21 protein-coding genes are annotated in these 19740 nt (G+C 44.7%); 8 read left to right on the plus strand and 13 right to left on the minus strand.

The window, feature by feature from the left end:
• Nucleotides 1-204 precede the first annotated feature (204 nt).
• Together phoR and phoB are read right to left on the minus strand one after the other, a co-directional pair.
• Nucleotides 205-1515: a phosphate regulon sensor histidine kinase PhoR gene (gene phoR, locus PN836_RS08775; RefSeq protein ID WP_395344857.1), complete on the minus strand. Its 1311-nt coding sequence runs from the start codon at nt 1513-1515 to the stop codon at nt 205-207.
• Nucleotides 1516-1517: 2 nt separating this feature from the next.
• Nucleotides 1518-2207 carry a phosphate regulon transcriptional regulator PhoB gene (phoB, locus tag PN836_RS08780; RefSeq protein ID WP_395344858.1) on the minus strand — a complete coding sequence of 230 codons (690 nt, stop codon included), beginning with the start codon at nt 2205-2207 and terminating at the stop codon, nt 1518-1520.
• Between the two features lie 394 nt (nt 2208-2601).
• Here phoB and rdgC point away from each other — a divergent pair, with 394 nt between their 5' ends.
• Nucleotides 2602-3510: a recombination-associated protein RdgC gene (gene rdgC / locus PN836_RS08785; protein ID WP_395344859.1), complete on the plus strand. Its 909-nt coding sequence runs from the start codon at nt 2602-2604 to the stop codon at nt 3508-3510.
• 68 nt (nt 3511-3578) lie between these two features.
• Here the strand turns inward: rdgC and PN836_RS08790 are convergent, their stop codons facing one another.
• The 5 genes from PN836_RS08790 to folB all read right to left on the minus strand — a co-directional run bounded on the left by PN836_RS08790 (nt 3579) and on the right by folB (nt 6734).
• Complete coding sequence (locus PN836_RS08790; protein ID WP_395344860.1) at nt 3579-4412, minus strand: HDOD domain-containing protein; 834 nt, start codon at nt 4410-4412, stop codon at nt 3579-3581.
• Between the two features lie 209 nt (nt 4413-4621).
• The gene (locus PN836_RS08795) at nt 4622-4987 is read right to left on the minus strand and encodes a histidine triad nucleotide-binding protein (RefSeq protein ID WP_395344861.1); all 366 of its coding nucleotides are present in this window, start codon (nt 4985-4987) and stop codon (nt 4622-4624) included.
• 53 nt (nt 4988-5040) lie between these two features.
• On the minus strand, nt 5041-5841 hold the full coding sequence (locus tag PN836_RS08800) for an undecaprenyl-diphosphate phosphatase (protein ID WP_395344862.1): 801 nt from the start codon (nt 5839-5841) through the stop codon (nt 5041-5043).
• A 3-nt stretch (nt 5842-5844) separates the two neighbouring features.
• A complete protein-coding gene (gene folK / locus PN836_RS08805) occupies nt 5845-6351 on the minus strand; it encodes a 2-amino-4-hydroxy-6-hydroxymethyldihydropteridine diphosphokinase (RefSeq protein WP_395344863.1) in 507 nt (168 codons plus the stop codon).
• The gene (gene folB, locus PN836_RS08810) at nt 6351-6734 is read right to left on the minus strand and encodes a dihydroneopterin aldolase (protein ID WP_395344864.1); all 384 of its coding nucleotides are present in this window, start codon (nt 6732-6734) and stop codon (nt 6351-6353) included. Before folB ends, folK begins: the two co-directional genes overlap by 1 nt.
• A 77-nt stretch (nt 6735-6811) precedes the next feature.
• On the opposite strand from folB, the gene plsY reads away from it, so the two are divergent.
• Both plsY and PN836_RS08820 read left to right on the plus strand, forming a co-directional pair.
• Nucleotides 6812-7423, plus strand: a complete 612-nt coding sequence (gene plsY, locus PN836_RS08815; protein ID WP_395344865.1) for a glycerol-3-phosphate 1-O-acyltransferase PlsY — start codon at nt 6812-6814, stop codon at nt 7421-7423.
• A gap of 166 nt (nt 7424-7589) precedes the next feature.
• On the plus strand, nt 7590-8516 hold the full coding sequence (locus tag PN836_RS08820; RefSeq protein WP_395344866.1) for a hypothetical protein: 927 nt from the start codon (nt 7590-7592) through the stop codon (nt 8514-8516).
• On the opposite strand, the gene PN836_RS08825 is transcribed toward PN836_RS08820, so the two are convergent.
• From PN836_RS08825 to tsaD, 6 genes are all read right to left on the minus strand, one after another.
• On the minus strand, nt 8513-9967 hold the full coding sequence (locus tag PN836_RS08825; protein ID WP_395344867.1) for an NAD(P)-binding protein: 1455 nt from the start codon (nt 9965-9967) through the stop codon (nt 8513-8515). The two genes, PN836_RS08820 and PN836_RS08825, sit on opposite strands and share 4 nt — an antisense overlap.
• Before the next feature lie 109 nt (nt 9968-10076).
• Entirely contained in the window at nt 10077-11144 is a 1068-nt protein-coding gene (gene pseI, locus PN836_RS08830) for a pseudaminic acid synthase (RefSeq protein WP_395344868.1), read from the minus strand.
• Between the two features lie 29 nt (nt 11145-11173).
• Complete coding sequence (locus tag PN836_RS08835) at nt 11174-11953, minus strand: WbqC family protein (protein ID WP_395344869.1); 780 nt, start codon at nt 11951-11953, stop codon at nt 11174-11176.
• An 8-nt stretch (nt 11954-11961) separates the two neighbouring features.
• Complete coding sequence (locus tag PN836_RS08840) at nt 11962-12597, minus strand: class I SAM-dependent methyltransferase (RefSeq protein WP_395344870.1); 636 nt, start codon at nt 12595-12597, stop codon at nt 11962-11964.
• A 37-nt stretch (nt 12598-12634) separates the two neighbouring features.
• A complete protein-coding gene (locus PN836_RS08845; protein WP_395344871.1) occupies nt 12635-13774 on the minus strand; it encodes a hypothetical protein in 1140 nt (379 codons plus the stop codon).
• A gap of 66 nt (nt 13775-13840) precedes the next feature.
• Nucleotides 13841-14857, minus strand: a complete 1017-nt coding sequence (gene tsaD / locus PN836_RS08850; protein ID WP_395344872.1) for a tRNA (adenosine(37)-N6)-threonylcarbamoyltransferase complex transferase subunit TsaD — start codon at nt 14855-14857, stop codon at nt 13841-13843.
• Between the two features lie 406 nt (nt 14858-15263).
• Here tsaD and PN836_RS08855 point away from each other — a divergent pair, with 406 nt between their 5' ends.
• From PN836_RS08855 to dnaG, 5 genes are all read left to right on the plus strand, one after another.
• The gene (locus tag PN836_RS08855) at nt 15264-15425 is read left to right on the plus strand and encodes a YqaE/Pmp3 family membrane protein (RefSeq protein ID WP_395344873.1); all 162 of its coding nucleotides are present in this window, start codon (nt 15264-15266) and stop codon (nt 15423-15425) included.
• 112 nt (nt 15426-15537) lie between these two features.
• Nucleotides 15538-16677 carry a porin gene (locus PN836_RS08860; protein WP_395344874.1) on the plus strand — a complete coding sequence of 380 codons (1140 nt, stop codon included), beginning with the start codon at nt 15538-15540 and terminating at the stop codon, nt 16675-16677.
• A gap of 244 nt (nt 16678-16921) precedes the next feature.
• Nucleotides 16922-17137, plus strand: a complete 216-nt coding sequence (gene rpsU / locus PN836_RS08865) for a 30S ribosomal protein S21 (RefSeq protein WP_110430302.1) — start codon at nt 16922-16924, stop codon at nt 17135-17137.
• Nucleotides 17138-17239: 102 nt separating this feature from the next.
• A complete protein-coding gene (locus PN836_RS08870) occupies nt 17240-17683 on the plus strand; it encodes a GatB/YqeY domain-containing protein (protein ID WP_395344875.1) in 444 nt (147 codons plus the stop codon).
• A gap of 16 nt (nt 17684-17699) precedes the next feature.
• Nucleotides 17700-19487, plus strand: a complete 1788-nt coding sequence (dnaG, locus tag PN836_RS08875) for a DNA primase (RefSeq protein WP_395344876.1) — start codon at nt 17700-17702, stop codon at nt 19485-19487.
• Nucleotides 19488-19740: the final 253 nt, after the last annotated feature.

Genomic DNA, 19740 nt, shown 5'->3' on the forward strand with positions numbered 1-19740 from the left:
GAATCCTGTTTAAGAAACGGCGCTCAGTACCGCTAGAATTGCGAATTACTGCGTTGCAAAAGCCAGCAATAGAATAACTATTACGTGACTTTTGCGCCTTGTACTTCACAATTCTAGCAGCACTGAGTGTAAAAATATATTTAAGCATGTAAAACAAGCGCTTGCACCATTCCTTAAACAGGATTCAGGTTAATTAATAAAGATTTAACTCTCATAATCCACCGCAATCAGTTCTGAGGGCAGCATAAACGAAAACTCGCTTCCTTTACCTACCTTACTATCAACCTCTAGACCACTGTTATGATGATGCAGCACGTGTTTTACAATCGACAAGCCTAAGCCTGATCCACCGGTTTTACGAGAGCGCGCCTTGTCGATTCGATAAAAACGTTCGGTTAAGCGACGAAGATGCTTTTCTTCAATGCCGTCGCCATTGTCTTTTACTGCAAAAAAAGCACCGTTTGCCTTACGCTTCCAAACTACTTCGATTTTGCCCTTATTCGGCGTGTAGTGCATTGCATTAAAAATAAGATTCGAGCATGCACTTCGCATTTCAGTCTCAACACCGAAGACTTTTAGTTCAGGATCAACTTTGAAACGAATATCGTGTTGCCTTTCTTTGTTTAATGCCGCAGTTTCCATCTCAATTTGTTTTAACATGCCCTGCATATCGATGGTTTTTTCAAAGATGCGTTCTGAGCTTGCTTCAATACGCGAGAGTACGAGCAAATCTTCTATCAAGTTTTGCATGCGGCGGGTCTGTGTTCCCATTTCATTGATAGCTTTGTCGACGATGGGCTCAGAATCTTCTGTACTGCTCGCTAGCACCTCTAAATAGCCGTTAATTACCGTAAGTGGGGTTTTAAGCTCGTGAGACACATTCGCAACAAAGTCTTTGCGCATCTCTTCTAGATGCGACACTCGCGACACGTCTCGCGCAATGAGTAACAATTGGTCTTCACCGTATTCCATCATTCGGTATTCAAATGTTTTGTGTGGATTGGTTGGCGCGGGTATTTCCACTGGATAGTGGTGATCATCACTTTCCAAAAATTCAATAAACTTAGGGTGCCTCACTAAATTGTCAATTCGACGCCCGTTATCTTCTGGCCAACGCAAACCAAGTTCAATGCGAGCATTGCGATTACACCACATAATTCGGGCTTGATTATCAATCACTACTACCGCGTCCGGCAGAGCTTCCGAACCTTCTCTAAAGCGCTTAACTAACTCACCAAGATTTTTGCGTTTGGTTCGGTTACGGCGCTGGAGAAAATAAATTCCCTCGTATATATGATGCCAAATTCCTGGAGCCGACGGAGGCGACATCGTGCGGCTTTGCCAAAGCCACTTAGTCAGTCGATACAAATGCACATAGTTATAAGCAAGCAGACCGCCAAGTAAACACAGAAGCGCTAAACTCACATCATCGATGTACGCGCCCACGATCATCGCTATGCTGAGTAGCAAGGTAAAGTACAGTAGCGTCCTTGACCAAGACTGGGAGTAGTACATGCTTATATTTTATTCGAGAAGCGATAGCCTGAGCCGCGTACGGTCTGAATCATGCTGTCGTGGCCGTGCTTGGAAATTGCTTTTCTTAGTCGTCTAATGTGCACATCAACCGTTCTGTCTTCCACATAAACATTAGTGCCCCAAACATTATCAAGCAAAAGTTCCCGGCTGTAAACGCGCTCAGGGTGTGTCATAAAAAAGTGCAGAAGTTTGAACTCGGTAGGTCCCATCTCCACAGGGTCGTCATTGCTAGTTACTCGGTGTGACACGGGCTCAAGCACGAGTCCATTGAACTCAATAGGCTCTTCTTTTGAAGTGGGTGTTACGCGGCGCATAACCGCCTTTATTCGCGCAATTAGCTCTTTGGGCGAGAAGGGTTTGGTGACATAATCGTCTGCACCCGCCTCAAGGCCTCGGATTTTGTCATCTTCTTCGCCGCGAGCCGTAAGCATAATCACCGGAATGTCTTTCGCAAACTCGTGGCTCTTGAGTTTTTTGGCAAGCTGCACGCCACTGCCGCCGGGCAACATCCAATCTAGCAATATAAGGTCAGGATAAGGCTCTTTAATTTTTTCAAGGCCGACATCGTAATCTTCCGCTTCATCCACCACAAAACCAGCCTGCTCTAGCACAAAGCTAAGCATATCTCTGATTGGCGCTTCATCCTCAACTAAGAGTATCTTGCGTGACATCTTTTTCACTCGTGTCATAAAAATTGACCGTATTATTAGAGCGCTCTGTGACAGTTTTATGAAACAATGCGCAAAAGATGTCAAGCTATTCGCATTTTGGATTGATACAGCCTTGCTACAGCTTGCTGATTTTGAGACCGCTTAATTGGTAGGCGGGGCAGGTAGCTAGCGTTTGAAAGCCGCTGTAAACCCATCCATGGGCGCTCGGCGAAGTCGTCCATGACTTCGACGCTTTCAAACGCTAGCTACCTGCCCCGCCTGCCAATTAAGCTCATCTATTTGTTACAACCTTCTACAAGTAACCCACTTTTTACTTTTGCCTTTGACCAAGCCAAGGTGGTCTGTTAGCCTCTCGCGTCATTTTCCGTTTCCTCTTTTCAAGGTTTCTATATTAATGTGGTTTAAAAATCTAAAACTGTATCGCTTCACTCAGGCGTTTGAACTTGAACAAAATGCATTGCAATCCATGATGCAAGCCATGCCCTTTCGACATTGTTCATCTCAAGAGATATCGAGTATGGGCTTTGTTGCCCCGATTTCTGGTGATGCCAGTGATGATGCACAGCTGTTTCATTGGGCCGGGGATGCAGTATGGTTTCGATTAAAGCGCGAGGAAAAAATCCTTCCCTCTAGCGTGGTCAATGCTGAGCTGGCGGAAAAAGTGTCGCAAATAGAGCAAGAAACGGGCACGCCTGTTGGCAAAAAAGTACAGAAAGAAATGAAAGAAGACATTATTCAAACCATGCTTCCACGCGCCTTCGCAAAGCATGGCTTTGTTAATGCCTATATTAGTTTGTCAGAGCAAATCATGGTTGTGGATGCTAGCTCCGATGGTAGCGCGGAAGTCCTACTTGCTTGCCTTCGTAAATGTGTAGGGTCTCTACCCGTTGTGCCTTTTGCGAAGTCGCAACAGCAAGAGGTGTTAACCAGTTGGTTGCTCAAAGATGCGCCTGAAGGTATTGAGCTTTTGGATGAGGCAGAGTTTAAGTCTCCCGCAGATGACGGCGGAATTATTCGTTGTAAGCATCAAGATTTAGATGCCGACGAGATTCTTGCGCATATTCAGGCTGGCAAATGGGTGCAAAAAATTGCGATTCAGTATAAAGAAAGGCTCAGTTGTTTGATCACCGAAGACTTGTCGATTAAGCGACTGAAGTTTACTGATCTTGTCATCCAAGAAAATGAAGACATTAGTAAAGAAGACATGCACGCACGCCTTGATGCAGACTTTACTTTGTTTGTAAGTGAGATTGATGCTTTTGTGAAGGACTTGGGCGCCATATTCGCGCTAGAGGAAGACTAATACATTTTATTATGGGGTCAACGAGCAGCATCCTGAACGAACAGTTCAGGATGCTAATGTGCAAGTGTCTACATAAATAAGGCTTTCGCGTTATCTCTTAAGTCTTGGAACTCTGCATTTTGAAGTTCGTCGATATCGTCGAATACGCCTCGCGAACCCGCACTTGTTAGAATATCATCCGGATTATCAATCAAGTTAGCCAATGCGCCGCCTACTCTGACAAAGTCAATATAGCTGACTTCAGACTTCACATACTGTGGATTTCGCCAGTGTTCTGCGCATTCAATGAACACATCATTGAACTTCCATTCACGCATAATGCTTCCGCCAATTCGGCCGGCGAGTCTGTTTATCGCCACATCTAAAAACGTGGGATTGGCAAACACGCTGTCGTGACGTTCGGCTTCAGTCAGTACCGGTAACGCGCCTATGTCAGCAACCAATGCAGCCAAAGTCATGGTGTCGAAGCTTAGCTTTTTATCGTTATTCTTTTTCTGATATACCGCTAGCACTGCCATTGCATTGCCTACGATATTGATGATGTCCGTCCACTTTTGCGCCATGTATTTTTTTACGATCTCATTTTTGGAAACAAAAAGCTGTTCCATGGCAAGTGCAGTAGCAATATTTTTCACCTGTGCAAGACCGATTCGTGTTACCGCCTGATTAGTGGAAGTCACCTTAATCTCTCTTCCTAAATAAGCAGAGTTTGAGATTTTAATCATCCTCGCGCTTAGCGATGGGTCTTGCCCAATCACATCTGCCATTTTGTTTAAGTTGATATTTGGGTCATCCGCCGCTCGGCGCACTTTCAGTGCAATGGCGGGTAAAGTAGGCAGAACTAAAGTGTCGTTATTTATTTTTTCAACAAGGATGGTAAGTAATGCATTTTGAGTAGACATTTGTCGGCCTTTTTAAGAGTCTGGTTCACTAAGCGGAATTGAGTTTTAACGCTGTAGTGTAGTGCAACAACATGTGATTGAATGTTTAGAATATAAAGGAAAAGTATAGAAAGCGATACCTTTACATTGCATCCACACTCGCTATACGACGAATTGCCTAGAGCGGGCTGAGCGCTTTATCAATCACATACCTGAAGACCATTACAGCGCTATTCAATCTTTAATTTAGATTGATATGGAGGCCAACCCAAAGCTTTACCTGCCAATACATGTAAGTGAATATGGTATACCGTTTGACCACCATGCTTATTGCAATTCATCACAGTGCGATACCCATCATTTGCAACGCCCAAATCTGCCGATACTTTCGCTGCAATGCGATGCATGTAGCCAACCAAAGCTTCATCTTCTTGCGCGATATCGTTCGTTGTGGCAATCGCCTTTTTTGGGATCACTAAAAAATGTACTGGCGCTTGTGGATTAATATCCTTAAACGCTAACACCCTATCGTCTTCAAACAATATATCGGCAGGAATTTCTTTATTAATAATTTTTGTGAAGATTGTTTCAGACATAAGCGCTTTCCTCTTTATTTTTCGGCTCTTTATGCCATGCTGATAAACACGCTCTAAGCAAACACAAACACTAAGAGTATCCCACCCAGTATTAAACGGTATATCACAAAAGGCAACATACCAATGCGTGATATCCAGCTCAAAAACAGATGTATACATAAGTAAGCCGCCACAAACGAAAACCCGGCTCCGTAAAGCAAGGCCGACCATTCAACCGCTTGTTCCGCTTGAACCAAATCGAGGGTAGAAAAGAGGCCTGCGGCTAGAATAATGGGCATTGAGAGCAAGAAGGAAAAACGCGCAGCACTCTCTCTGTCAAGGCCCAACATTAAGCCAGCGGTCATGGTCACCCCTGAGCGCGATGTGCCAGGGATAATCGCCATAGCCTGCGCAATGCCAATAACAATCGTATCTTTGAACGTAATTTTATCTAATTGCTTACGCTGAGTGGCTTTTGCATCTGCGTACCAAAGCAAGAGCCCAAAAACGATAGTCGTTGTTGCAATAAGTAAAGCAGAGCGGGCATTAAGCTCTATCCAGTCTTTCATTAAAAAACCAAATAAGCCCGCTGGTATAGTGCCAATAATGACCCACCATGCCAGTCGACTATCAACCGTTTGCTGAGACGAGAAGCCTGACGAAAACCACGCAGCAATTAATCGAATAATATCGTGTCGAAAGTAAATCATTACCGCAAGCAGGCTTCCTACGTGCACTGCAACGTCAAAGGCAAGGCCATGACTGCTCCAACCCAAAATTTCTTCAGGCAGTATCAGGTGGGCCGAGCTTGATATTGGCAAAAACTCAGTTAAACCCTGAATAATTGCCAAAATAATAATTTCGTAAATCGTCATAAACTAATTTGCGCTCCATGCAAAAGGGGTAGGCCATAGTCTCTGTTTATTCTTATCATACTCTTGCCACATGGTTTGATAACACTTCCCTGTGACCGGGTGTGTCTCGTTAGGAATAAGCTCCGCCATGGGCTGTAGTACAAATGCGTTATAACAAATCTCTTCTCGCGGCAAGGTAATGGGCTTATCACACACCACCTTATCGTAGGTGAGTAAATCTAAATCCAAGGTACGAGGCGAAAATTTGACGGCGCTGCGTTTTCGTCCACATTTCGCTTCAATTGATTTTAATTGCGTACATACCGCTTCAATGGACAGTGACGTAAAGGCTTTCACTACCAAATTAAAAAAGTTTTCACCGTCAAACCCAACAGCTTGGCTTTCATACACACTGGATACCTCAAGGGCGCCAAATGCTTTTTGCATGGCGTCAAGACCTTGTTTGGTGTTGTGCTCTTTGTCTACGTTTGATCCAAGGCTAATTAAGATACAGTGGCTTTCAGTGGTCATTAGTTTGTCGCTTGCGCCTTTTTTGAAGATGCGGCACGTTCACGAACAAAGGTCACCCCGACGTTGGTAGCGTTGTCTAAAATATCGGGTTTGCTCAAGCTTAGTTCCAATTTGTCTACTGCAAATTCGTCAAATACCGTACTGATCATTTTATGTGCGAGCGCCTCAAGCAGTTGATAACTTGCGTTTGCCGCGATGTCATCCAGTCGCTCAGCTACCTTGCCATAATCTAGGGTGTCGAGCACATTGTCAGTGCTGGCGGCTTTACTTAAATCGCTGTATAGAGTGACATCAGCAATGACGCGTTGTTTTTTGTGACGCTCAAAATCGTACACACCAATGAGTGAATAGAGTGTAAGGCCTTGTATATAAACTTTATCCATCGAGAAGAATTCGTGAAATCTATGAGAGACTTTAGTAATCTTGCGGCAAGTGTAGCGCGAATCCACCGGCCAAGTACATGACAACATGGATAGTTTTTTTTCTCATTAGTGCCTATTTGCTTGGCTCAGTCTCAAGCGCAGTACTCATTTGTCGTGTCTTTGGCTACCCTGACCCTCGCACTCAAGGCTCACTTAATCCCGGCGCGACTAATGTGGTCAGGATAGCAGGAAGACTTGCCGGTGCTTGCGTACTAATATTTGATATTTTAAAAGGCGCTATTCCTACTTATGGGGCTTATCTTGTTGGCATTGACGAATTTGCGATTGGTTTTATTGCCATCGCCGCTTGCTTGGGGCATATGTACCCCGTTTTCTTTAAGTTTCAAGGCGGTAAAGCTGTAGCTACCGCGCTGGGCGCGATGTTACCCATAGGTTGGTATCTCGCATTGGCACTCATTTGTACGTGGATTATCGTGTACAAACTCAGCCGCTACTCCTCATTTGCGGCAATTGTGACCGTTAGCCTTGCTCCTATTTATACCTATTTCTACAAACCGCAATTTACATTCGCCGTGCTTATGTTGTCCGTCTTGATTGTTTTAAAACATAGAAGCAATCTTGTCAGACTGCTCAAAGGTACGGAGCAGGAAATGCGCCGCTACGCAGGCAATAAAGATGACGATAAATGACACCGCTCTGACAACTACAAGCTTAGATGTGGCGGGCTTTTTGCTTGTATTCTTGTTATAGCAATCTGTTAGTGAATCACCTCTTTGTTCATTCTGACCGAAACAATTCAGATAATAATGGGGGCATCGCTGATGGTAAATACATCATATAGCTTGACGGTAACTCATGAATGCAATCGAACTTCACAAAGTAAGCGTTTCCAATGGTGAAAAGCAGTTGGTTGTCTGCCACGATGCTGGCGCGGCGAACATCATCATGAGCAATGAAGAGCAAGCAGGCTTTTCAGCTCATCGATACTGTTTACAAGGCCCTGCCTTAGCAAAATGGGGGAGCAAAGTTCCAGCAGCGAAGCTGTGCAACAAACTTACTGACGCAATCAGTGACGCGGGCCACGTACTGACAGGAACAGGATGGGCAAGTGACCTAGAGCATGATGCAAGGCGCATCGCAAAAGAGCGAGGTATTCGCACATCCGCGCTCATTGATCATTGGGTAAACTACGAAAAACGCTTTATTCGTAATGCACACATGGTGCTACCTGATGAGATACTAGTGAGTGATAGTTACGCGCAGTCTATCGCAGAAACAACCTTTCCTTCAACGCCCATAAATATCGCACCCAATGCTTATTTGGAGCAAGCCGTAGCGCGCGTATCTAATATGCACCCAAACACCCCGAACGATATTTTATATGTGCTTGAGCCTGTACCAGAAGACTGGCAAGGACCTGTGGGTAAAGCGGAGGAGTTTCAAGCACTTGATTATTTTGCGCGGTTTATCAAATACAAGTTCCGCCACCCCTATAACAAGATTCGTATGCGATTGCATCCCTCTGAGGCAAAAGACAAATACGCTGCTTGGGTTAAATGCAATCAAGCACTACCCATTGTGTTTGATGAGTATCAAGACATTGAACAGTCAATTGCCAATGCCAATTGGGTATTTGGATGTGAAAGCTACGGCCTGATTGTCGCCTTGAGCTGCGGCAAATCTGTATACAGCACTATTCCTGAATGGGCACCGTTAGCGCGTTTGCCGCATAAAGGAATTAAACAAGTCAGAGATTACATGCGCCCTAGGTTAATCGCCTAGGCAGTGCGAGTGCGCAGATTCTCTTGACTTTCGTTTTGCTGAGCAAGCAAGTGACTTAATTGCTCGTGGGCGTCTACCAACACTTGCGCCATAAAGAATGACTTTCCGCTCGCTTTACCTAAAGCACTCACATTACTTAACTGGCTAGAAATCGCAGTTTGCTGGCGCGCTACTTCTTTATGAAATTCTGGTGTCATAATCGGGAATCCAGCTTTTACAATATCTTGCGCCTGAAATATGCATGTACTGTTGGCGTGAATGAGCCCCATCTCGCGTATTTCTTGTTCAATATCGCTGGGGCTCGGACTATTTGTTGCGTTTTGCGCTTCAATCACTTCTACGGTGCACTTATAATGCGATTTGCTTGTCCCTTCGTTACCCTGAGTGTGCATGTTGTGTCCACTTAAATTGGGATAAAGTGTGACTCTAAAGCTCTTGTATTGAGGGTCGTTTACATCGACATAATTAGAATCGATTGTAAAAGGCTTATCAAACGCAAAGTGATATAAACGTGTTTGTCGAATTTGAGGGCGGTATTGACTGGTAAAGTTCAAGCGCGCCGCATGAATTAACGAAAAGGCTGGGCCGCACCAACATAAATAGTCAATTGCATATTCGCTGTTGTCGCTTAGCCATATATGCTTAGCCTCTTTACCATTTCGCAAAATTTCTGTGACGTGACAACCCGTTTTAATAATCACGCCAAGTTGCTTAAGCTGCTTGGTCAAACTCTCCACCCATAGCCCTATACCTCGACCATTTTCTGGGTACATGTTGCTCAAATTTGACATGCCGTCTGTTTGATCTGCAAAAGACAAAATGTCGTCAAATTTATCCTGTGTTTTTAGCTCACGCATCCGATTCGCGTTATCGACAATAATTCGACCAAGGCCAATAAGTTTATGCGTATCTGGCGCTAGCTGTTCAATGCCCACGCCCAATTTTTGCTGCAAGCATGGCGCAAAAAAACTATTCACGTAGCCGCTGCCATATTGATGGATTAACTGCTGCTTCAAATTGTGATATGACATATCTGTCAACTTTGAAGCCTGTAGCATTTGTGCAAAGTGACTTTCGTGCTGCGGATTATTTTCAGGACCGATATACGGCGCAGCGGAGCGCGTGTACAATGCATTATTCAGTGAGACATTTGCTGCATTAATATCGTTAAACAATCGCCACTGTGTTTTATCAAGCGCGCCAAAAAGCAAATTGTCGATATCGCTGTGGCCAATCATGCGCGGCACGTGAGTCCCGTAATCAAACTCAAGAGAGACAGACTCACCCCCGTCAGCGTTGCTCTTTGTGAACGTTTTAGAAGCCAATAAACCACCCAAAACATCGCCTTGCTCTATAAGCACTACATTCGCCTTGGGCTTGAGCGTTTTAGTTAACATAGCGGCATAGATTCCTGCGATGCCGCCACCTACAATGGCGATATTATTCATCATTTTAAATGTCTCAAAGATTGGTTCAGGATGCTGTTTTTATATTCAGCAAAGTTGAATCCATTTATCAGTATCTACTTTATCGGCTGTGCATTGATTTACTTAAACACCACTAAGATGACGCTTTTGGTCCTAGCAGTGCATCTGTTAGCGCAGTGCCTCGAGCGCAGTCTTGTGTAACCTGCTGTCCAAGGATGTCGTCGTAGGCACTGGGCGGTAAACCGAAGCCGGGGCGAATAACGCGGGTATTTTCAGGGCTGAGAGTGTCGCCTGCTTTCATATCTTGCGTGATGTAAATGGAGCGTCGGTAGTTTCGACAGGCAAGTTCAGCATCACTTGGGCTCGTTTGCACGCGTCCTAGGGCGCTATGACTTTGCTTAACCAGTGCGACCATCTGCTGAAACTCGTGCGGCTCCATAGAAAAATGACTGTCGACGCCGCCTTCTGCGCGACTAAGCGTGAGGTGTTTTTCAATCACAACTGCGCCCAATGCCGTTGCCGTAACAGGCACCGCAGGACCCATGGTGTGATCTGAGAGGCCCGCTAAGCACGTGTATCGATTAGCTAAATATTCAATGGTTTTTGCATTGGCATCTTCAAACCGAGCGGGGTATGCACTGGTGCATTTCAATAGCACGAGTTGTTCGCAGCCATTCTCACGAAGCGTTTGTACTGCGAGTTCTATTTCATCCTCTGAGGCCATGCCGGTAGACATGATAACTGGTTTACGCGTACCGGCGACTTTTCTTAGAAGCGGAATATCGGTCATCTCAAACGAAGCAACCTTATAAATCTCCATGTTAAGCCCTTCCAGAAAGTCCACCGCACTCTCATCAAAAGGCGTACTAAAGGGTGTCATTCCCAGTTCATAGCAGCGTTTGAAAATAGGCTCATGCCAATCCCAAGGGGTATGCGCTTCGTCGTATAAATCGTAGAGGGTGCGGTCTTGCCACTGCTCTCCCGTGCCCGATACGACAAAATCAGCGAGATTGCAGTCAATCGTCATTGTATCTGCAGTGTAGGTTTGCAGTTTTACACCATCTGCACCCGCTTTCGCTGCTTGCTCAACTAATTGCAAAGCGCGTTCAAGCGAACGGTTATGATTTCCAGAGAGCTCAGCGATAACGAAAGGGCGTTTTCCCGCCTCAATTGTATGCTTAGAAAGTGCGATAGGCCGCATGATTATTACCTTGTTGTGTAGGTTGCACCCTAGTTTTGAGCGTCACCTAAAATATAAGTGCGCGTCTTGTTTATGCCAATATTGGCAAGTACATCAACAATTGAAAGATGACTTTCAAATGATGGGCTGTGCACTTGCACATAGGGCTGTGGCGAATACTCTTGAAAAGCAAGTTCTACGCCACTGTTGGCAAAGGTATTATCGGCTGCCAGATACTCTCTAGAGCCTTGTGGACTTAAATAACTGCTTGCATTGACTTTTCGACAAATATTTAGCAGGTGCTCACTGCGTTTTCCGCCACAGTTAAGCGTACTTGCCACTTCAAATATCGTGCGCAAGCCAAGCTGTTCGCTAATGAGCGTGATAATGCTTCGGTTTAGCGCGCTAAGAGAGCCGTATTGCGATTCAGTCAACAGCTCAATAAGGCATTTGAGATCTTGAAAAAAAGGGGCTTTTGCGTAGTTTAAGCTGATTTTTTTGATATGTTGCGCCTGCCATGTTCCATCGTCACTGAGCGCAATATCCCGAATTAATGTGTCTCGTGATGCTTTTTTGACGGGACAGGTTAAATAATTCACCTGCCCACCGTCAAAAATACGATTTCTCGATTGCCATGATCGCCTGTCAAACTGCACATCATCCAAAAAGACAAACACATCAACGCTCGCAATTAAATGAAAGTATCCTGCCCAGGGGAGATAGGTGGGTTGCATAATAGCGCAGCGCTGCAGAGAGTTAGTGCAAGCTTGCGAAGAGCCAGCACCGAGTTGAGAGGAGTCAGCGCCCTGTTTTAAGTCCTTATTACTCATTGAGCAATTCACTTTTTATAAACGTAAATTGTAAACTCAAAAGGAATTGAGTTTTCCTTAACATCATAATCGTGGCGCAAAGCAACATACTTGGAAAAATGTCGTTTGCAATAATCAAAAAGCTTCAGTGGATCTTGGTAATAGAGCCCTTCGTCTTGATAGTCAACGTAATGAGACAAGGCGTTGAAGGCGATACCCTTATTTGCAGCCTGCCACATTTTATTAAGAGTGACTTCAGTGAAATATGCGTTATCGGTCATTAAATTGTTTAACATGCCGCTCAACACTACGTAATCAGCACCTTGCTTGATGTCGTCTTTCATTACATCAAAATGATGGAAACTTGCATTGTCATCGTTGCTAAAGCGCACACTGGCGTCGCTTACAAACCCATCAACAAAGTCATAACCTTGATAGCTTGCATGCGGATGCCTTTGTCTTAAGAGCGGCAACAAATCACCTAGCCCGCAACCCATATCTGCTACAGAGCTTATTTCATCAGCAACATCTAATAAAATTTCAAAACGAGCAAACTGTGAGTCTTTCGAACTATACTGCACGGCATTGTGATCTCGGCCATGAGTCTCGTAAAGTTTTTGGTAGTGCTGTTTTACGTCTTCATTCATCGTTAATTGTACTCTCACTGTTTACGCTTTTTGATTAAGCAAAAAGGACAGAAATTTAACGATTTATATGACCAAGCAACGCCTTTGCCAAGTTGCAGGTAGCATGAGTGGCAAATTGCTCGGCACTTGCGCGCTTTAGAGTATCAATATATCGCTTCGCCTTGTCGTCAAGCAAAGTCATCGATGCTAGTTTGCGAATAAACGCGGCTTGGTTCCAATCGTTAATTTGGTCTTCGGTGTCCTCGATATGCCAATTGTTATGCCATTGCTGTGCCAAATTGAACGAGATACACAAATTAAGACGGCTAAACGTCTCACTTTCCCGAAGTTGCTCTGGTGTTTGTGCGACCGAAATATTGGGAATGGCGCAATATGCACTCTCGTACTTGATGAGTCCGCCGCCTGAGATCACCAAATCGCATGATGCGTACAATTCAGCCATGTTGTCAGTGTGACCCACATGCAAAAAGCGAGGGTTATCAGCAAGCCGACTTTGGATACTTTGCTGGTCTGCGTTTACATCCTTATTTAGGTATTGGCGAAGCGTTTCATCGAGCTTATTTGGGTCTCGACTCAACAGAACAACATCCACCTCGGGTAAATGTTGATAAAGCGCCAACGCAATCTTATGACCAATGGCAAATCGGTCGAACCCGCCCATGGCAATGAGAACTCGCTTACAATGATATGCTCGTAACAGCTTCTCTTGCCTCACTTTAATCAAGCTTGGATCGTTGATGAAATACTGAGGACCTAAGAACTGATGCTTCGCTTGATAAGCATAATCTGAGGCAGATACGGTAAAATTAATGAGTGCATCAGCTTGACCAAATGCTAAGTTTGCAAAATCATCAATGCAGATCAATTGATGAATTGTAGACAGTGTGTCTAAGTGTGCATCTGTAATGTGATAGCTGTCGGTGAGCACCCAAGCGCTTTTTTGATTAAGCAGCGTCTGAGTAGCGTCATCCACATTATGGCAGTTAACAAATTTATGTACTTGGGGAAGTCGCGATAGCAGGGTTTCATCAATGTTTCCGAACCAACTCACTATAAGCCCCGGACTAAGCCTCTTGAGTTCGCGAGCAAGATGTAAACATCGAAAAAAATGCCCGTACCCCACTGTGCGGTTGGCATTACACAAGACGTAAATAGGTGAAGCGCTACTGACAGGCTTTTGTTGTTCACTCATCATTGTTTTTCACCGTCATTGCAGGCAAGACCCAATGTGTGCGTAACACGAGAGTCCAAAGCGACAGAATCAAAAAATTGGGCTCAAGCTATCCAGCGGCCAGCGCGGCATGGCTTTTTCGCCAAGTTCAGTTCGCTCGCCCGCCAATAATCGCTGGCAACCCGCGTAAGCAATCATTGCACCATTGTCAGTGCAGTACTCAAAACTCGGATAAAAAACGGCAAACCCATCTTGCTTACTGGCAGCTTCAAAATTTACACGTAAACGCCTATTTGCAGCAACGCCTCCGGCCATCACCAAGGTTTTATGTCCGGTTTGCTTCAACGCTCTTCTGCATTTTATCAGCAGTGTATCTACAATTGCTTCTTCGAAAGCGAGCGCGATGTTCGCTTTCGTTTGTTCACCACAGTCACAAGCCCGAATGGTATTGGCAGCAAACGTTTTGAGCCCGCTGAAACTAAAATCCAGACCTGGGCGATCAGTCATAGGGCGCGGGAATTTATAGTGGCCTGTTTCTCCATTTTCAGCCAGTTTGGCAAGTAAGGGGCCGCCCGGATAATCTAAGCCAAGTAACTTTGCAGTTTTGTCAAAGGCCTCACCCGCAGCGTCATCAACCGACTCGCCGAGCACCGAATACTGACCAATGCCAAGCACATCCACCAACATACTGTGGCCGCCAGAGACCAACAGCGCTACAAAAGGATAATCAGGTGACGGAGTATCGAGCATTGGCGCTAACAAATGACCTTCCATATGATGCACGCCAACAGAGGGCTTATCCCAAGCATAGGCAAGGGCTCGCGCCATTGATGAACCAACCAACAATGCACCGATAAGTCCTGGGCCTCGAGTATACGCGATGCCGTCAATATCATCCTTGCTTAGTTTCGCTGTTGCCAAAGTGCGCTGAACTAGCGGCACAATTTTGCGAACGTGGTCGCGCGATGCAAGTTCTGGAACAACTCCCCCATAGTCAGCATGGAGTTTTACCTGAGAGTAGAGTTCATGTGCTAACAAGCCATCGTTACTATCATAAATAGCGATGCCCGTTTCATCACATGATGTTTCAATCCCTAGAACCTTCATTTATAGCCATACCTCGATGATTGGGAACTGTGCAAAATATCTAGAACCCCGTTTACAAACTGCCGCACATGCTTAGATAAGCGATTGACCAGCGCATGCAGGCTTGACGCGTGTCGGGTATTGTAGCTTGAGTTGGACACCTGAATAAAATACTTTTCATATATACTCACCGTTGGAGAAATCTTTGCCGAGCAGGTTTCGCAAATTGAGGGGCTTCGCATACCATGCTCCTACACCAGAAAGTAATACGATGTATGTGCTGACGAAAAATATCTGATTCTTACTAGGGCGTGTTTATTGATTGTTATTCGCTGTTTACAAGTTACACTATGATAGAGCCTTGGCTAATAAGAAGCTCACAGGCTTGAGCAAAAGAAGAATAACTAACCACGAGTAAGGAGTATATATGGGCCAAGTCATCAAAATTATCATTGCTATTTTCCTACCATTTATTGCTGTTTTGATTGACAAAGGCATTGGCAAAGACCTTATGATCAATATCATCTTATGTATTTTGGGTTATATTCCGGGGATCATCCACGCACTTTGGCTGATAACCAAAAAATAAACCAAGTGAGCTTTTTTTCGTATACCTGACTTTAGGTCACTCTAAACTAAAATCGGGTATGCGGATGCCACGACATGCAGCATATTGACACACTTCACTACAGACGAAACTTATGATTTTGAAAACTCTCGGCAACACGCTCACGATTACTCTATTTGGCGCACTTCTTATCTTGAGTCACTACGCAAACGCTGAAAAAGCGATTAAAGGCGACCCTCTCACCCAGCAGTTTGATGATATTTGGAGCTTTGCTGAACTTTATGGTGAGCCAGATAAAAAGGACGAACCCTTCATAAAACTTCGCGGTCGGTATCATGGGCAGCAATATTGGGCTGACGGTGATGATTCGAGTGATAATGATTGGGAAAACCGACGCGTTCGCTTAGGCTTAGGCGTAAGACTAAGTGAGCGCTTAGATTTCGCATTCGAATTTAATATGTATCGTCAAAGTGGCGACAACGTGATCAACAATTTCGATTTTATATCGCTAAATTATGCCTTAAGCGATAATACCGAGCTGTCAGTGGGTAAACTTCGCCGCAACCCGCTAACGCGAGAAGACGGTATGACATCCAACAAAATTCTGACCCTTGAACGCTCGATTCTTACCACTCGTTTCTTTATGGATAACGTAGGCGGTGTATACGTCGAGCATAAAGAAGGCGATTGGACACTTGGTGGTGGCGTGCTCAAAGGCAGTTCAGAAGACGACCTGCGCTTACCCTCACTTGATGGCGCTACAATGGTCCAATTGAATGTGGCAAAGCAAATATCGAAAGCCACCGAGATACGATTAGATTACCTGAATAATTCTGGTGACCCTGACAATAACGAAGTTGAACCCTATCGGCACGTTGTGTCACTTAACTCATCCACGCGCTCTGGCCGCTGGGGTCTGATGACTGATTTAATTTATGCAGCAGCATTACCCGAAGCCCGAGGCGATCTGTTTGGCATCGTCCTGCTGCCTCACTACATGTTGACTGAGCGCTTGCAGGTCGTTGGCCGCTACACTTACACCAGCTCAAATGAAGACAACGGCATTCGCTTACCGCGTCGTTATGAGAGAGGCACTGTAGCTGAAGGGTTTGAATTCGGCGACAATCACCAAGCGTTCTACGCGGGCCTTAATTACTATTTTTATGGGCACAATTTTAAAGTGATGTCGGGCCTTGAGTACACTGACTTTGACAGTGTCAACGGAAATACGTCGGTAGTTACAGCATCGGCAGCCATCCGTATGTACTTTTAAGGTTTTCTGGCTGTTTTTGCGATTTAATTGGAAAATATCGTACAAATCAAACAAATTATTGTTTAAATCTCAGATTCAGGCTTTACATGGTTCAATATAAAGCATACAATTTCGCACCATTTTTTAGCCCGGACGGCTAAATATTGCGACATATCAGGCGTTTTGCCACAATCGCAAGCGAGCAAAACAGTAAAGCTCGATATGACCAGTCCGGTTTGATTTAATTTCTGAGGTGAGTATTTAAATGCCAATTGTTAAAGTACGTGATAACGAACCGTTTGATATCGCATTAAGACGATTCAAGCGTTCATGTGAAAAAGCGGGTGTACTATCTGAAGTACGTCGTCGCGAGTTTTTTGAAAAGCCTACTTGGGAACGCAAGCGCAAAAAAGCAGCTGCCAAAAAGCGTCACATGAAAAAACTAGCGCGTGAGAATGCACGCCGAGTTAAGTTATACTAATACTTAGACACTTATCTCGATAGGTTTGAATAAAGGCGTCTTAACAGACGCCTTTTTTGTTTTTCACTTTTTACTCCGAGTTGGGGTTAACAAGGATTTATTATGTCGTTATTGGCACAACTGAAAGATGCGCAAAAAGACGCAATGCGCAGTAAAGACAAATTAAGCTTAGGTACAATTCGAATGGCGCTTGCAGCCGTTAAACAGCGTGAAGTTGATGAACGAATTGAATTAAACGACACTGACGTTTTGCAAATCTTGACGAAGATGGTTAAGCAGCGCCAAGAAGCTGCGGCCCAGTTCCTCAACGGTAATCGTCAAGATCTTGCAGACAAAGAAGAGGCTGAAATTGAAGTCATCAAGCGCTTTTTACCGCAGCCACTCGGCCAACAGGAGATTGCTACGCTAGTCGATGAGGCAATTGCTCAATCTGGCGCGAGCGACATCAAAGATATGGGTAAAGTAATGGGGATGCTCAAGCCAAAGCTGCAAGGGCGAGCAGATATGGGAGCGGTAAGCCAGCTAATTAAGACCAAACTAGCGTAAGCTTCCACCCTTAATTATGGCAGGTCGTATACCACAAGACTTTATAGCCGACTTAGTCGCGCGTGCAGATATCGTTGATATTATCGATGCGCGGGTAAAACTAAAAAAGGCAGGACGCAATCATCAAGCGTGTTGCCCTTTTCACAACGAAAAAACCCCTTCATTTTCTGTTAGCCAAGAGAAGCAGTTTTATTACTGTTTTGGGTGTGGCGCAAAGGGCAATGTCTTAAGCTTTTTGATGGAGTATGACCGTCTTGAGTTTGTTGAAGCGGTGGAAGAACTTGCAAAAGAATATGGTTTGGTCGTACCGCGAGAAAAAGGCGGAAAATCAGCCTATTCAACACCCCAGCAAAAAAATGAGCGTGAGCAAGATTACAAACTGATGGAAGATGTCACAAGATACTTTCAGCATCAGCTCAAACACGCAGAAAATACAGAAAAAGTCATCGAATATTTAAAGTCGAGAGGCTTAAGCGGCGATATTGTCAAAAAGTGGGACATTGGTTACGCACCAGACAAATGGGACGGCGTCCTTGAAACCTTCGGTAAAAACAATAATCATCCTGATGAAAGCAAGCAAAAGCGCCTACTTAACTTAAAACTTATTAATGAAAATGACACGCATCGACGATACGACTTTTTTCGCGACAGAGTGATGTTTCCCATTCGTGATAAACGCGGGCGCGTGGTTGCTTTTGGTGGTCGCATTATTGAGGGTGATGGGCCAAAATATTTAAACTCACCTGAAACGCCACTTTTCCATAAATCATATGAGCTATATGGTCTTTATCAGGCTCGACAAGAAAATAGAAAAATTCAGCGAATTCTCGTGGTTGAAGGCTACATGGATGTGGTTGCCCTATCGCAATTTGGTATTACCTATGCAGTAGCTGCACTTGGCACCGCAACCACGCCTGAACATATTCAGACCATGTTCAAAACCAGTCCAGAAATTGTCTGTTGTTACGATGGCGACAGAGCAGGAAGAGATGCTGCATGGCGGGCGCTGGAAAATGCCCTGGCCTATATGAAAGATGGCGTAATGATGAAATTCTTATTCTTACCTGATGGGGAGGACCCCGACACCATGGTACGGCAAGTCGGCAAAGACGCTTTTGAGGCACAACTTGATACCGCAGTGCCGCTTTCCAGCTTTTTCTTCGAAACACTCATGCAATCTCATAGCCTCGGTAGCATTGAGGGTAAAGCAGCATTCAAGGCACAAGCGATGCCACTAATTGAAAAAATTTCTGGCGAAAACCAACGCGAGCTGATGTTAGAAGAGTTAAACAAGTACTGCGGCAACCGCCAGTCTTATGAGAACGATCGCAATATAAAAGCGGCCAATCGATTGAAAAAACCTAAACAAGGCGAATACAATGCGCCCCGAAAGGTTGCCCTTTCTCCAGTGCGCACCATGCTCAGGCTGCTGATTGACAATCCGGCGCTGGCAAGTGAGTATCCAAAAATGCAGATATCTGCACTGCAGCAAAGTGCCATCCCGGGCATTCAGATGTTGAGCGAATTGCATACTTATTGCGTCAATCACCCCCACGCCAATACCGCCTCTGTGCTAGAGGCGTTTCGATCGCACCCGCACTTTGTACATTTAACGAAATTGCTAGATATGCAATTAGAAGAGAACCTAAATGTTGCAGCGGAGTACATTGAGTGTTTTAAGAAGATTCTTCGATCACATTTTGATGCTAGACTTGACGAACTAAGCGCAAAAGCAAACCTCTCGCAGGGCTTATCTGCAGTTGAGCAAAAAGAACTCACTATGCTTCTGCAAAAACGCCAGTGACATAAAGCCCCAATAACATCTTCATTGTTGAACTTTGACTTCAAATTGTCGTACTACTAAGTGGAAATTCGGATAGTTTTTGTGCTATACTACCGAATTACCTTTTAAGTGGTATGACAAGTCGTGCGCGTAGTTTACTAAATGGATATGACCATCCCATTTACGTTACGCGCCAAGCGTCTCTCAAACTCGTTGTTTGGAAGTGAGCTTACGATCCATGGTTTAAGAATATTGGTGTTATTTTTTGCCGCGA

It is taken from the genome of Ningiella algicola (genome assembly GCF_028401415.2).
Classification (GTDB): Bacteria; Pseudomonadota; Gammaproteobacteria; order Enterobacterales; family Alteromonadaceae; genus Glaciecola.